The 14,423-nt window shown below is 43.3% G+C and carries 12 protein-coding genes; all 12 read left to right on the top strand.

Annotation, left to right across the window (positions count from 1 at the left end; all coding sequences use genetic code 11):
• The first annotated feature begins 7 nt into the window (after positions 1-7).
• The 12 genes from SporoP37_RS02335 to ccsA all read left to right on the top strand — a co-directional run bounded on the left by SporoP37_RS02335 (position 8) and on the right by ccsA (position 14,408).
• Complete coding sequence (locus SporoP37_RS02335; protein WP_081242152.1) at positions 8-517, top strand: TRAP transporter small permease subunit; 510 nt, start codon at positions 8-10, stop codon at positions 515-517.
• Positions 501-1,823 (top strand): TRAP transporter large permease, encoded by a 1,323-nt coding sequence (locus SporoP37_RS02330; RefSeq protein ID WP_081242151.1) that lies wholly within the window; start codon positions 501-503, stop codon positions 1,821-1,823. The genes SporoP37_RS02335 and SporoP37_RS02330 overlap by 17 nt, the downstream gene beginning before the upstream one ends.
• Positions 1,824-1,957: 134 nt before the next feature.
• Positions 1,958-2,497, top strand: a complete 540-nt coding sequence (locus tag SporoP37_RS02325) for a helix-turn-helix domain-containing protein (RefSeq protein WP_081242150.1) — start codon at positions 1,958-1,960, stop codon at positions 2,495-2,497.
• A gap of 483 nt (positions 2,498-2,980) precedes the next feature.
• A complete protein-coding gene (locus SporoP37_RS02320; RefSeq protein WP_085430149.1) occupies positions 2,981-3,610 on the top strand; it encodes an SIMPL domain-containing protein in 630 nt (209 codons plus the stop codon).
• Between the two features lie 70 nt (positions 3,611-3,680).
• Complete coding sequence (locus SporoP37_RS02315) at positions 3,681-4,607, top strand: diacylglycerol/lipid kinase family protein (protein WP_085430148.1); 927 nt, start codon at positions 3,681-3,683, stop codon at positions 4,605-4,607.
• A 79-nt stretch (positions 4,608-4,686) separates the two neighbouring features.
• Positions 4,687-5,661 (top strand): hypothetical protein, encoded by a 975-nt coding sequence (locus SporoP37_RS02310; protein WP_198160045.1) that lies wholly within the window; start codon positions 4,687-4,689, stop codon positions 5,659-5,661.
• Positions 5,662-5,905: 244 nt separating this feature from the next.
• A complete protein-coding gene (gene tig / locus SporoP37_RS02305; RefSeq protein ID WP_081242141.1) occupies positions 5,906-7,192 on the top strand; it encodes a trigger factor in 1,287 nt (428 codons plus the stop codon).
• A gap of 363 nt (positions 7,193-7,555) precedes the next feature.
• Complete coding sequence (clpX, locus tag SporoP37_RS02300) at positions 7,556-8,824, top strand: ATP-dependent protease ATP-binding subunit ClpX (RefSeq protein WP_081242140.1); 1,269 nt, start codon at positions 7,556-7,558, stop codon at positions 8,822-8,824.
• A gap of 129 nt (positions 8,825-8,953) precedes the next feature.
• On the top strand, positions 8,954-11,275 hold the full coding sequence (lon, locus tag SporoP37_RS02295) for an endopeptidase La (RefSeq protein ID WP_085430147.1): 2,322 nt from the start codon (positions 8,954-8,956) through the stop codon (positions 11,273-11,275).
• Positions 11,272-11,853 (top strand): ribosome biogenesis GTP-binding protein YihA/YsxC, encoded by a 582-nt coding sequence (gene yihA / locus SporoP37_RS02290; protein ID WP_081242138.1) that lies wholly within the window; start codon positions 11,272-11,274, stop codon positions 11,851-11,853. The genes lon and yihA overlap by 4 nt, the downstream gene beginning before the upstream one ends.
• 129 nt (positions 11,854-11,982) lie before the next feature.
• Positions 11,983-13,359, top strand: coding sequence for a glutamyl-tRNA reductase (gene hemA, locus SporoP37_RS02285; protein WP_081242137.1), 1,377 nt, complete (start codon positions 11,983-11,985; stop codon positions 13,357-13,359).
• Positions 13,360-13,577: 218 nt separating this feature from the next.
• Positions 13,578-14,408 carry a cytochrome c biogenesis protein CcsA gene (ccsA, locus tag SporoP37_RS02280; RefSeq protein ID WP_085430146.1) on the top strand — a complete coding sequence of 277 codons (831 nt, stop codon included), beginning with the start codon at positions 13,578-13,580 and terminating at the stop codon, positions 14,406-14,408.
• Positions 14,409-14,423: the final 15 nt, after the last annotated feature.

Here is a 14,423-nt window from a genome sequence, read left to right as displayed (position 1 = left end):
TGGCTTCATGAATCCTATTATAACTATTATAGAAAAAATGTCGTCCATCGCCGGTAGAATCGCAGGTTATCTGATGATTCCGCTGACACTTATCGTTGTCTATACCATTATTATGCGGCGATTTTTGCACGATGCACCCGATTGGGGATTCGAAGTGCCGATTTTCATCTATGGAATATCAATACTGCTGGCAGGTGCTGAGGTGCTGCGTGTGAAAGGGCATATTGCGGTAGATATTATTCCGCGATTGCTGTCACCGGGATGGAATAAGGTTTTTGGTATTTTCGCCATGCTGCTGGTTATTTTCGTCACCACTTTCTTAATCTATCGCGGTTCCATTATGGCAATTGAATCTACGATGATTATGGAGCATTCTTCACATCAAAGTTCATTCAATCCGCAAATTTGGTGGTTCAAGTGGTTTATTCCGCTCAGTGGTTTTCTGATTTGGCTGCAGGCCTGGGCTGAAATATATAAAATCGCAAAAGGGGGCTATACAGATGATTCTGCTATTTGAATATGCCCCAGTTGCGATGTTTGTACTTTTGCTGCTGCTTCTGTTTTTAGGTGTCCCGATTGCATTCGCATTATCGACAGTCGGCGCAGTCTTTGCTTTAATGATGTGGGGCGTTGACAGTACGAGTCTTTTGACGAGTGCTGTGTGGGGAGTCATGAACAACTTCACATTAATTGCGATTCCATTATTCATTCTGATGTCGGTGTTATTGGAGAAATCAAACATTATCACCGATTTGTATGACGCGGTGTATAAATGGTCAGGCGCATTGCGGGGCGGACTCGCAATAGCAACTATTTTAGTAGGTGCCATTATCGGTGCGATTTCAGGGGTAGTCGCTGCCGGTGTCATCGGCCTTGGACTGATTGCATTACCGCAAATGATGAAATATAAATACAATGAATCGCTGAGCTTGGGTTCAATTATGGCAGGCGGCACGCTCGGACAGCTTATTCCTCCGAGCTTGAATATGGTCGTGTACGGTGCCATTACGGGCGTATCGGTGTCCAGTTTATTTGCCGGAGGCTTGGGAGCGGGATTCATTTTAATCGGTTTATTTATTGCCTATATATTATTCCGTGCGTATAAAAATAAAGAAGCGGCGCCGGCTTTAGCGAAAGAAGACCGTGCTTCGATGCGTGAGAAATTACTGGCTACGAAATCCGTCATTCTGCCAATGATCTTAATCGTCATTGTGCTCGGATCGATTTTCACAGGAATTGCCACTCCTACTGAAGGAGCGGCTGTCGGGGTGCTGGGCACGTTGTTAATCGGACTGTTTACGAAACGTTTAAATTTGCCGAAAATTAATCTGGCTTTGAAAGAATCCACGAAAATGACCGGGATGGTAGGCTGGATCCTGATCGGTGCCGCTGCATTTTCAGCAGTTTTCTCAGGTGTAGGAGGCAATCGGTTTGTATCCGAAATGGCTCAAATGGCACCAGGAGGAAAATGGGGAATTTTATTTTTCTCGCTGGCATTCATTATATTACTTGGTATGTTTCTAGAAACGATGGCACTTATCATGTTGGCGGCTCCGATTATTTCACCAATCATTGCAGATGCAGGATTTGATCCGCTGTGGTGGGGTGTCGTCTTCATGGTAGTCCTGCAATTGGCGTATCTGACACCGCCATTCGGATTCGCGATCTTCTATTTAAAAAGTGCAGTCGGGGAGCGGGTCAGTATCGAGAAAATTTACCGGGCAACCGTTCCGTTTATTATCATTCAGTTGATTGCGACAATTATTTTCATCCTATTCCCAGCGCTGGCTACATGGCTTCCTGAAGTATTAAGTTCAAAATAACTTATGAATGGAGAGAAGATTCTTGAAGAAATTTCAGGAATCTTTTCTTCTGTCTGCATAGAATGTAGTGAATGTTCAGTTGTTTTGATGATAGAATAAAGCGAGAGGGAGTACACGGCAAGGGATGGATGAAAATGGATGCAGAATTAGGAAAAGAAATTAACCGTATTCGGAAAATGAATAAATATACGTTGAAAGATGTAAGTGAAAAAAGCGGCTTATCCGTCAGTTTTCTTTCACAAGTGGAGCGCGGAGTCAGTTCTGTAACATTCACTTCATTGCGCAGAATTGCGGAAGCACTTGGTGTACATATTAATCTGTTTTTTGAAGAGCCGCAGGAAAAATCACCGCTTAAGAAGCAGACGATTAAAAAAACGGCAGATCAGCCGAATTTCACTTTTACGAATCTTGTGGGAGATATGGAAAAACCATTGTTTTATCCGGCAAGAATTGAATTGAGACCAGGTGAATCACATACGCACCCTTATGCGCATGAAGGGCAAGAATTTGTCTATATACTCGAGGGACAGCTAAAAGTGATTTTGGAGGATTATTCGGATACGTTTTATGCAAATGAATCTTTTCATATTGACTCCATGCAAGAGCATATCTGGTTTAACGAAACCGAGAAGCCGGTGACATTGCTTGTTGTCAGCGCGACGATACATACGTAAACGGATGAAAAATTCATTGCTTATCTCAAACTTAATACGTTAGAATGAAAATACTGCAGACAATACTCTAACTGATAGAGAAAAAGGTGACATCCTGGACAGAAACAATCGATTATTCATAATTACACTCGTCGTCATCGCCTTATTCACATTAGGCGGATTTGCTGTACAAAAAGGTTTCATCACATTTTAAAGTTTTTTAGAAATCATCAAGGTTGCGGGGCTATAAAACAGCAGCACCTGTTTTGCCTGACACAATAAAGAAATCCGGATATCTGCATTTGATATCCGGATTTCTTTTTATTTATTTTGCGAGATTCGTGAGTTCCTCAGAAGTTAAGCCCATATTCTGGCCTGGAAGACACATTGAATACCATAATCAAACAAACGGCCAGGATTGAAAACAGAGTAGTAAAAATGAGGTATGAAACGGCAGCATAGTTGCATAGAAGTAAGAGCAATCATAAAAGGGGAGTGTGCCGTATGTATAATGAAGAGAAAACTCGTACAATAACTGTTTTTGGTGAAGGTGCAGTCAAAGTTTCTCCTGATACTGTCCATATCATTTTGTCCGTCGTATCAAGAGGCACCGAGCTCGGAGAAATTCAGCAAGAGAACGCCAAGCGGATGAATCAGGTAATTCAGGCGCTTCTTTCGGCAGGCGTCGCAGAAAACTCTATTCAAACAATTGACTTTCAAATTCGTCCTGTCTATGAATATATAAATGGTGAGCAGCGTTTCCAGGGCTATGAGGTGATCAACTCGATACGCGTCACGAGCGATGATCTCTCAAGAGCGGGTGAACTGGTTGATTTGGCAGTCAAAAACGGCGCCAACCAAATCGGCTCCATCGAATTTAAAATCCAGGAGCAGGATATGTATTATCAGCAAGCTCTGGCACTCGCGCTGCAAGACGCTGAGACAAAAATGGTGACCATCGGTACATCATTGAAGCTGCCGAATCGCCCAATTCCTGTAAAAGTTGAAGAACAGCATACGACGCAGCCTATTGCTTTCCGCGCAATGGCCATGGCAGATACAGGAACTACGCCGATTGAGCCGGGTACGATTACGGTCAGCGCGAGTCTTCTCGTGAAGTATCAAATGATCTGACAATCATTCTAGTAAGTGATTTGTCAGTCTGCTACTATAGTGGAAACGGTTTGTGAAAGAGGCGTGGCATATGGATGTGCATTTCATCATCAATGAACAGGCGGGTGACGGTAAAGGTGCAAAAGTGTGGGCTGAACTCAAGAAGGAAAATGTCTATCCTTTCGACTTGACAGAATACCGCGGTCACGCGACGGAGCTGGCTTTTCAGCTGGCGAAGAAATCAGATGAAGCTCTGCTGCTGGTCGTTATCGGCGGAGACGGCACAATTCATGAAGTATTGAATGGGGTGGCGGGCTTTGCCCATGTGACAATCGGCGTCATGAAAGCGGGCTCTGGCAATGATTTTGTCAGAGAATTTCCTGCGTTTTCACGTCTGGCTGACATTCAGAACTATGCAGCTGCAAAGTCGCCCAAACGAAAGGCAGTAGATTTTGGTTCTGTCCAATTGGAAGACGGGCACAAGCGGTATTTCGCAGGCAGCAGCGGTTTTGGTTTGGATGCGGATATTTCACTTGCAGTCAGCCGCTCGCCTGTCAAACATCTGCTGAACAAGTGGAAGCTCGGAAGTGTTGTATATGCATTGACTGTCGTACATTCACTGCTTACATTTACACTTTTCTCTGCTGCCGTGCAAATTGGCCCGGATACCCGGCATTTTAAAAAGGTCTGGATGATTACGGTCAGCAATCAGAAGTATTACGGAGGCGGTATGAAGATTTCTCCCCACTCCGTTTATGATGATGGAGAATTTGAACTAACCGTGGTTCATTCGATTTCATTGATCAAATTTCTTGCCGTATTTTTGACGGTCTTTAATGGCAGTCATACCCGATTTCGCGGTGTTTCTGTTTATAAGGCCAGGAAGTTCATCATTAAAGCCGACCGGAAAATAGGATGTCATACAGACGGGGAGTTTATTGGGACAACTGCCGAACTGCCTGTCATCTGTGAAGCAGACGTACGGCAGTGGTATGTTGCGGACAATTCGCATAAGTAATCGTGTGATGTTTTTCACTGCGGCTGAGTGGAATCCGATTCTGCGGCTGTGATATAGTGAAAGTTAACAAAGCAGGCAGGTGAACACAGTGCAGAAAAAGCGAAGACAAGTGATTAGTAAAGGAAATGTGGTTGTCTTTCCAGGTACACTCGAACGACTGCATAGGGATGCAAAACAGGCGATGGAACGTGACCTTCATAAAGAGGCTATTCTTCATTTCGAATCCATATTGGAAATTGATCCAGAAGACTATTCTGTGCTGGACGGAATGGCCATCTCCCTTTATGAAACGAAAGATTATCAGCGGGCAAAAAAGTTTGCACTTCTCGCAATGCAAAATCAGGCGGGGGACTACATAGAGCTTCTGGAGCTGTACTTATCCATTTCCATTCAATTACAGCAATACGATGAAGTGGAGCTGACGATTCAAGGTTTATTGGAAAAAGAAATCATTCCGCCCCACAGCTTGCAGAAGTTTCAATATTTACGCGAACTCAATAAACGTCTGTCTGACCGCTACGAAGAACCAGCTATAGAGGAGCCTCCGCTTACTGCCCAGGCATTTAAAAAAATGAATGCAATGGAGCAGCAGGAATTTTTATTGTCTCTGCAGCATCAGAAGCTGCAGCCGTATATTCCCCTCTTAGTGGAAGTGACTGAAGCGGCAGATTCATTACCCATCGTACAGACATACGCTTTGATGTTATTGCAGCAAATCGGATACCAGGAATCACTGGCTATCCGTAAATATCATTTTGAAACGGAAACCAATCCGTCGAGGCTTGTATCTCCTGAAGAAGATCAATTCCTAGGCGAAGTGCAGTTTCTCGCAAAGTCCCAATTTGAGAAAGATCCGACTGCCAGTGAACTCGTCGTTAATCTGATTCTTAAATACAGCGTGCTGCTGTTTCCGTTTCACTGGGGGCCTTACACAGCAGAGGAAGTGGCGGGAGCATACGTTGCTTATACAAAACAGCTGCTGTACGGCAGGCAGGCTGAAGAATCACCGTTGCTTGCGTTCATACGTTCTGTAGACGAAGAAATGGAAATCTGACAGTGATTAATTCTTGAAAGATGAATAGACTATGTTATACTAAAATGGTTGTCAACTGCTTATCTGGCTTCAGCCATGTTCGCGCTAATTACAGGCGAAACAAAATTAGCTGAATCCGGATAAAACCTTCAAAGGGTAGCGAAGATTTTTTAGTACACATAGAAAAATTCAGACACCACTATGCGAAGGTATATTTGATTAAGATAAAAATACGAGTAATGCAAATGATTTGGAGGTCATACATATGACAGTTAAATGGGAAAAATTAGAAGGCAGTGAAGGGAAACTGACATTTGAAGTTTCCGTAGAACGTTTTAACGAAGGAATGGACGAAGCGTTCAAAAAAGTAGTAAAGAAAGTACAAGCGCCTGGTTTCCGTAAAGGAAAAATGCCGCGCAAAATGTTCAACAAAATGTACGGAGAAGAAGCGCTTTACAACGATGCGATCGATATCGTACTTCCTGAAGCGTACTCTAAAGCGGTAGAGGAAGCTGGCCTGGAACCAATCGCAGCTCCTGAAATCGACATTGAAAAGCTTGAAAAAGGCGAGCCGGTTGTATTCACAGCTGTTATCGCATTAAAGCCTGAAGTGAAGCTTGGCGAATACAAAGGACTTGAAGTAACTCGTCAGCCGGTTGAAGTGACAGATGAAGAAGTAGACGCACAACTTGAGCAGCGCCGTGAAAGTCTTGCTGAAATGGTTGTTAAAGAAGACGGTGCTGTTGAAGAAGGCGACACAGCTACAATCGATTTCGAAGGATTCGCTAACGGCGAAGCATTCGAAGGCGGAAAGTCTGAGAACTACGATCTTGAAGTTGGATCTGGTTCATTCATCCCTGGATTTGAAGAGCAAGTAGTCGGAATGAAAACAGGTGAAGAAAAAGACATCGAAATTACATTCCCTGAAGAATACCACGCTGCAGAATTAGCTGGACAACCTGCTACATTCAAAGTGAAAGTAAATGAAATTAAGTCTAAAGAAGTTCCTGAACTTGATGACGAGCTGGCAAAAGAAATCGATGAGAGCGTTTCTTCAGTTGAAGAACTGCGCACAAAGTTGAAAGAAGAAGCTGAAGAAGTGAAAAAGAATGATTCTGAAACAGCTCTTCGTGACGATTTAGTAGAACAGGCTGCAAGCAACGCTGAAATGGATATTCCGCAGGCGATGATTGATTCAGAAACGGACCGCATGATGCAAGACTTCGAACAGCGTCTGCAAATGCAGGGCATGAACTTGGATCTTTACTTCCAGTTCTCTGGTCAGGATGAGCAGGCTCTTCGCGACCAAATGAAGGACGACGCACTAAGCCGTGTTCGTGTGTCATTGACACTTGAAGCAATCGGAGCTGCTGAAAACGTAGAGGTTCCAGAAGAAGAAATTAATGCAGAACTTGAAAAAATGTCTGAGCAATTCGGTATGGAAGTGGAGCAGATCAAGACAACTCTTGGCGGCACAACTGTACTTGAAAACGATCTTCGCTTCAACAAAACAGTACAATTACTTGTTGATAACGCAAAAATCATCGACTGACTTTCTATATAAGTTGAACTGAATTCTTCTTGTGAAATACTGGCAAACAGAATGCCAAGTTGATTGCAGTGCTGGGCAGCTGGAAAGATTCAGAGTTGAATCTTTCGTCCGAAACCGGAGCAGCGCAGCGGCAGAAGCAACTGTAAAATGGTTGAGTCAGCATATATAGATTACACAAGGTACGGTTTGCCCGTACCTTGTTTTTCTTAAATGAAGAACTTCATGTATAGTCTTAAGGAAACTCCATAAGCTAGGGCATATATCCATACATAGCTGACCGGCTTCTGTCGGTCAATAAGTTCTAAATAGTTGATTAAGTCATGGTAATCTTGTAGTATATTCACTTGAATAGGGGTGAGCATAATGTTCAAATTTAATGATGAAAACGATAACCTGAGCTGTTCTTTCTGCGGAAAGTCACAGGAGCAAGTCCGCAAATTAGTGGCAGGTCAAGGGGTATATATTTGTGATGAATGTGTTGAACTTTGTGCGGAAATCGTCGAAGAAGAAGTAGGTCTTGAAGAAGGCTTTGAGCTGAAAGACGTTCCGAAACCAAGGGAAATCCAAAGCATTCTGGATGAATACATCATCGGTCAGGATCGCGCAAAGAAATCACTTGCGGTAGCTGTCTATAATCACTACAAACGTGTAAATTCAGGCAGTAAAATTGATGACGTCGAACTGGCAAAATCAAATATTGTCTTAATCGGACCAACGGGCAGCGGTAAAACCTTACTGGCGCAGACGCTGGCTCGTATTCTGGACGTGCCATTTGCTATTGCAGATGCCACTTCACTGACTGAAGCGGGATACGTCGGGGAAGATGTTGAAAATATTCTTCTGAAATTGATTCAGGCAGCAGACTTTGATATCGATAAGGCTGAAAGAGGAATTATTTACATCGATGAAATCGACAAAGTCGCCCGTAAATCTGAGAACGCATCGATTACACGTGACGTTTCAGGTGAAGGGGTTCAACAGGCTTTACTGAAGATTCTCGAAGGAACAGTTGCGAGCGTGCCTCCGCAGGGCGGACGTAAGCATCCGCATCAGGAGTTCCTGCAAATTGATACAACGAATATCCTGTTTGTTGTTGGGGGAGCATTTGATGGTATAGAAGATATCGTCAAACGCCGCATCGGACGTAAAGTCATCGGTTTCGGTTCAGATTCCACTCAGGAAATTGATGAAGAAGAAAGCCTGCTGGCAAAATTAATTCCTGAGGATCTCCAGTCATACGGGCTGATTCCGGAATTTATCGGCCGCTTGCCGGTTATCGCTACATTGGATTCGCTGGACGTTGATACATTGTATCAAATCCTGACAGTACCAAAAAACGCGATTGTAAAACAATACCAGAAGATGGTCGAACTTGATGATGTAGCTCTTCGTTTTGAAGAAGATGCATTGCTTGAAATCGCAAGAGAAGCAATTGCACGCAAGACAGGTGCGCGCGGATTACGCTCGATTATTGAAAATATCATGCTGGATGTAATGTATGATCTGCCGTCACTTGAAGAAGTGAAGGAATGTATCATTACAAAAGATTCCGTTCTTGGCAAATCAACGCCGATTTTATATAAAGAAGACGGTACGATATTTGAACCGGGCAACGAAAAAAATACCGCATAACGCCGAAATGGCAAAAAAGCCGGCTCCACCGATGCGTATCTCATACGTTCGGCAGTCGGCTTTTTCTTACATAAGATTTCATCTGCATGTCCTACATATACATACATAATTTATTGGAGGTGGCTTATCATGCCGACGATTCAAGAGCAGAACATCCCATTATTGCCACTTCGCGGAGTGATTGTTTATCCGACGATGCTATTACACATAGACGTTGGCCGGGAACGCTCCATTTTTGCAATAGAACATGCATTAGCCGGAGATCATAAAGTCTTTCTGGCCACACAGAAAGATCTGACTCTGGAAAATCCGGAAAAAGAAGATTTGCATAAAATCGGCACATTGGCCAATATCAAATCTATAACGCAGCTGCCAAACGGCACATATCGTGTGTTAATTGAAGGCTTACACCGCGCCTCATGGAATTCATATAAAGAAGCTGATTTGTATCCGGTCGTCAATGCCGCATGCTACGAAGAAAATGATGAAAAAGATGTAGAAGATGAAGCGCTGATGCGTTCGCTCGTTGCACAATTTAAACGGTATGCGAAAAACAGCAAGCGTATTTCGGACGAGACATTAGAAACTGTTGAAGGCATTCAGGAACCAGGCAGACTGGCAGATATGATCGCATCCAATTTGCCGTTAAAATTAACTGCGAAACAAGAAGTGCTTGAAATGACGGATGTGCCAAAACGGTTAGAATGGCTCATCAGCCGTATGTATAACGAGCAGGAAATTATGGAAATGGAACAGAAAATCAACGAGCGCGTCAAGGAAGCAATGGAACGTACGCAGAAAGAGTTCTATTTGCGCGAACAATTAAAAGCCATTCAGACAGAGCTCGGCGATAAAGACGGAAAAGGTCTGGAAGTATCTGAACTGACGAAGAAAATTGAAGAATCTAATATGCCGCCATCGGTGAGAGAAACTGCCGAGCGTGAGCTGGAGCGTTATGAAAAAATCCCTTCGATTTCTGCGGAGAGCGGAATCATCCGTAATTACATCGAATGGCTCATCATGCTGCCCTGGACATATGCAACAGAGGATCAGCTGGATTTAGCGCGTTCAGAAGCAATTTTACATCGCGATCACGAAGGACTTGAAAAAGTGAAGGAACGTATTCTCGAATTCCTGGCTGTTCGTCAGATGACGAACTCTTTGCGGGGACCGATACTTTGTCTGGACGGACCGCCAGGAGTGGGTAAAACTTCATTGGCCCGTTCGATTGCCGAATCACTCGGCCGTGAATTTGTCCGTTTGTCACTTGGCGGCGTTCGTGACGAATCGGAAATCCGCGGACACCGCAGAACCTATGTGGGGGCTATGCCGGGACGTATTATTCAGAGTATGAAAAAGGCAGGCACAATCAATCCTGTATTCTTGCTGGATGAAATCGATAAAATGTCTAATGACTTCCGTGGTGACCCGTCATCCGCAATGCTCGAGGTATTGGATCCGGAACAGAACAGCACATTCAGCGACCATTATATAGAAGAGCCGTATGATCTCTCTAGCGTACTGTTCATTGCGACATCGAATGATCTGGGAGCTATTCCCGGACCGCTGCGTGACCGAATGGAAGTGATATCAATACCAGGTTATACAGAGCAGGAAAAACAGTCGATTGCAATTAATCATCTCATACCAAAACAAATGAAAGAACACGGACTGAAGAAATCTCAGGTTCGTTTTCAAGAGGATGCAGTACTTGAAGTCGTGCGCTATTATACGCGTGAAGCGGGTGTGCGCTCACTTGAGCGCGAAATTGCGAGCATTTGCCGTAAAGCCGCGCGTCAGATTCTGGCAGGCGACAAGAAGAGCCTGACAGTGAGTCCGAAATCACTGCAATCTCTTCTAGGCAAAAAACGCTTCCGTTTCGGACAGGCGGAAACGGTCAACCAGGTCGGAATGGCAACAGGGCTTGCTTATACAGCAGTTGGCGGAGATACACTTCAGATTGAAGTGTCGCTGTCACCCGGAAAGGGCAAACTCCTGCTGACAGGGAAGCTTGGCGACGTCATGAAGGAATCGGCACAGACTGCATTATCCTATGTTCGTTCAAAAGCTGTATCGTTTGATATCGAACCTGATTTCCATGAAAAATGGGACATTCATATTCACGTTCCAGAAGGCGCCACGCCAAAAGATGGACCGTCGGCGGGTATTACAATAGTCACTGCGCTCGTGTCCGCTTTGACAGAACGCCCAATCAGACGTGAAGTCGGCATGACAGGGGAAGTAACTTTGCGCGGACGTGTGCTGCCCATCGGCGGTTTGAAGCAGAAGACACTAAGTGCACACCGTGCGGGATTACGCACGATTATTATTCCGTCAGATAATGAACGTGACTTGGATGATATACCTGACAGCATTAGAAAAGAATTAACATTTAAACTCGTGTCGGATGCTCAGGAAGTACTCGATATCGCTTTGGAGGAAAAGAAATGAAAGTCCATAACGTAGAAATGGTTATGAGTGCGGTCAAACCGGAACAATATCCAACAGAAGGCTACCCGGAATTTGCATTGGCAGGCCGTTCAAATGTAGGTAAATCCTCATTCATCAATAAAATGATCGGCCGTAAAAGTCTGGCCCGCACCTCATCTAAACCTGGAAAGACCCAGACGCTTAACTTCTATAAAATCGAAGAACAATTATTCTTTGTCGATGTGCCTGGGTATGGTTACGCAAAAGTATCAAAATCAGAGCGCGGTAAATGGGGCGGAATGATCGAGCAGTACATGATGTCTCGTGAAGAATTGCGTGCCGTCATACAGATTGTCGATTTGCGTCACCCGCCATCCGCGGATGACTGCCTAATGTATGAATTTCTTGCGAGCTATAACATCCCGACGATCGTCATTGCGACGAAGGCGGATAAAATCCCTAAAGGCAAGTGGGAAAAGCATAAAAAGATTGTCCGTACAACGTTAGATATGGAAAAGCATCATCCATTAATTTTATTTTCATCCGAAAAAGGGATTGGTATGGATGAGGTATGGCGTGAAATCGAAAGTCGCATGTAAAATCTTGCACTGATCTATTGGAATTGCTACATTATGACTTCAAACGATGTTCACAATTTACATTCCGACTAAAGCGCTATGTATGTTATAATGAATGTACGAAAAGATTCTGAAAGGTGTGAGCACCTAATGTATACAGTTGTTGTCGGTGTTAACCACCGGACTGCCCCTGTCGAAATTAGAGAAAAATTATCATTCGTTGAAACTGATCTGCCACAGGCGATGCAAACTTTGCAGCAGCAAAAGAGCATCTTGGAAAATATTATTATTTCCACTTGTAACCGCACAGAAATCTATGCGGTAGTCGATCAGATTCATACGGGACGGTATTATATAAAGAAATTCCTTGCTGACTGGTTTGCGATTCCTATGGAAGAATTCTCTAGTCATTTAATCATTCATGAAGAAGATGGTGCGATTGAACATTTATTGCGTGTAGCTGCCGGGATCGATTCTATGGTGCTCGGGGAAACACAAATTTTAGGTCAAGTACGCAGCAGTTTCTTTGCGGCACAAAATATCGGTACTACAGGTACGGTATTCAATGAATTGTTTAAGCAGGCGATTACGACAGCAAAAAGAGCCCATACTGATACTGCAATAGGTGAAAATGCAGTTTCTGTTTCCTATGCAGCAGTTGAATTGGGTAAAAAGATCTTTGGCTCATTAAAAGATAAGCATATTGCCATTCTTGGAGCTGGAAAAATGGGAGAATTGGCAGTTAAAAACTTGCAGGGAAGCGGCACAGGGAAAATCACAGTGATCAACCGGACGTTTTCCAATGCAGAAATACTGGCTGCAAAGTTTGACGGTGAAGCGAAGTCCATGCAGGAGCTGCAATGTTTGCTTCTTGAAGCGGATATCCTCATCAGCTCTACTGGCGCTACGGAGTATGTCATTGACTACGAGTTAATGCAGTATGTAGAGAAATTGCGTAAAGGCAAACCGTTATTTATGGTTGATATTGCCGTGCCGCGTGATTTAGATCCTAAGATCGGCGACTTGGACAGTGTCTTCTTGTATGATATCGATGACTTGCAGGGCATTGTCGAAGCTAATCTGGAAGAGCGAAAACGCGCAGCAGATGAGATCGGTCTGATGATTGAAAAAGAAGTGGTGGCTTTTAAAGAATGGCTTTCCACTCTCGGAGTTGTACCGATGATTTCTGCATTGCGTAAAAAAGCGAGCCGGATCCAAAGTGAAACGATGCTTAGTATCGAAAACAAAATGCCGGACCTGACAGAACGCGAGAAAAAAGTTCTTAATAAACATACAAAGTCAATTATTAATCAACTGTTGAAAGAACCAATCTTACAGGCAAAAGAATTGTCTACAGATAAAAAAGCAGCAGATAAACTGGCTATTTTCGAACAAATCTTTGGCATTGCCGAAGACGTCGTGATTGAAAAAGAACAGCTTGCCATCCAGGCTAAAGAACGTCTGCAAAAACGCGCTGAGCGAAAAAATGAAACTCTCGACGCATCTGAACTAAATTACCAACACTAATTCCTGGTGGTTCTGTATCTGTCTTTCACAAGAACGATACAGGCCCACTTTTTTATTGGGTTCTTTTAAAAAGTTCAAACGGTTTTCACTTTTTTCGACTAATTATGTCTATTGCAAATGCAATTATTTGCAGTATCGCCCTTTCATTTGAGACAATACTAACGAATACACCTTACTTGCAAAAGAGAGGTTTTAGCTTGAAAGGCAGAGAATAGCATATGGTGGATTTGACCATGGCAAGACTTCAGGAATTAATGATTGTACTGTATGCCCTCAGTCTTGTCTTTTATTTAATTGATTACCTTAAGAAGATAAAAATCATGCAGCGCATTGCTTTTTGGCTGATTGTCACCGTATGGGTTACCCAAACCGCTATTTTATCTTTATATATTATTGAAATGAAACGGTTTCCCGTGCTTTCACTGGTTGAAGGAATTTATTTTTACGTGTGGCTTCTTGTCACCTTATCAATTGTGTTCCAATTGATTTATAAAGTGAACTTTATGGTCTTTTTTACAAATATTATCGGATTTGTCTTCTTGATGATTCATGTATTTTCTAATCTGAAATACAACGCATCTGCGGTGGGCGATTCATTAATTTCAGAAGTACTGTTTGTTCATATTACGACAGCAATCCTCTCGTATGCGGTGTTCGCACTGGCATTTGTATTTGCAGTATTGTATTTAATTGTCCACAAAGTATTGAAAAGCAAAAAGTTTACGAAACGATTTTCCAGTCTTCCTAATTTGCATCAAACGCTGACAGGGATGAAGATGTCGATCTACACGGGTATTCCGATTCTGTTCGTCAGTTTATTATTTGGCGTACAGTGGGCATATGTGGCGCTTGCCGACTGGTCTGTTTTTGATGTGAAAATCATGGGATCGTTCGCAGTTCTTCTGATTTATTCCAGTGTGGTCTATTTCAGCTACAAAGGGAAGCTTCAATCAATCGAACTTGCCTGGATGACTATATTTGCATTTCTATTAACAGTTATTAATTTCTTTTTGGGCAGTACGCTGTCACAATTTCATTTTTGGGTATAAGGAAGGAAGGATATT

It is taken from the genome of Sporosarcina sp. P37 (assembly GCF_002109365.1).
GTDB lineage: Bacteria > Bacillota > Bacilli > Bacillales_A > Planococcaceae > Sporosarcina.
Note: the sequence above shows the minus strand (reverse complement) of the source record. Positions and strands in the feature narration are given on the sequence as shown.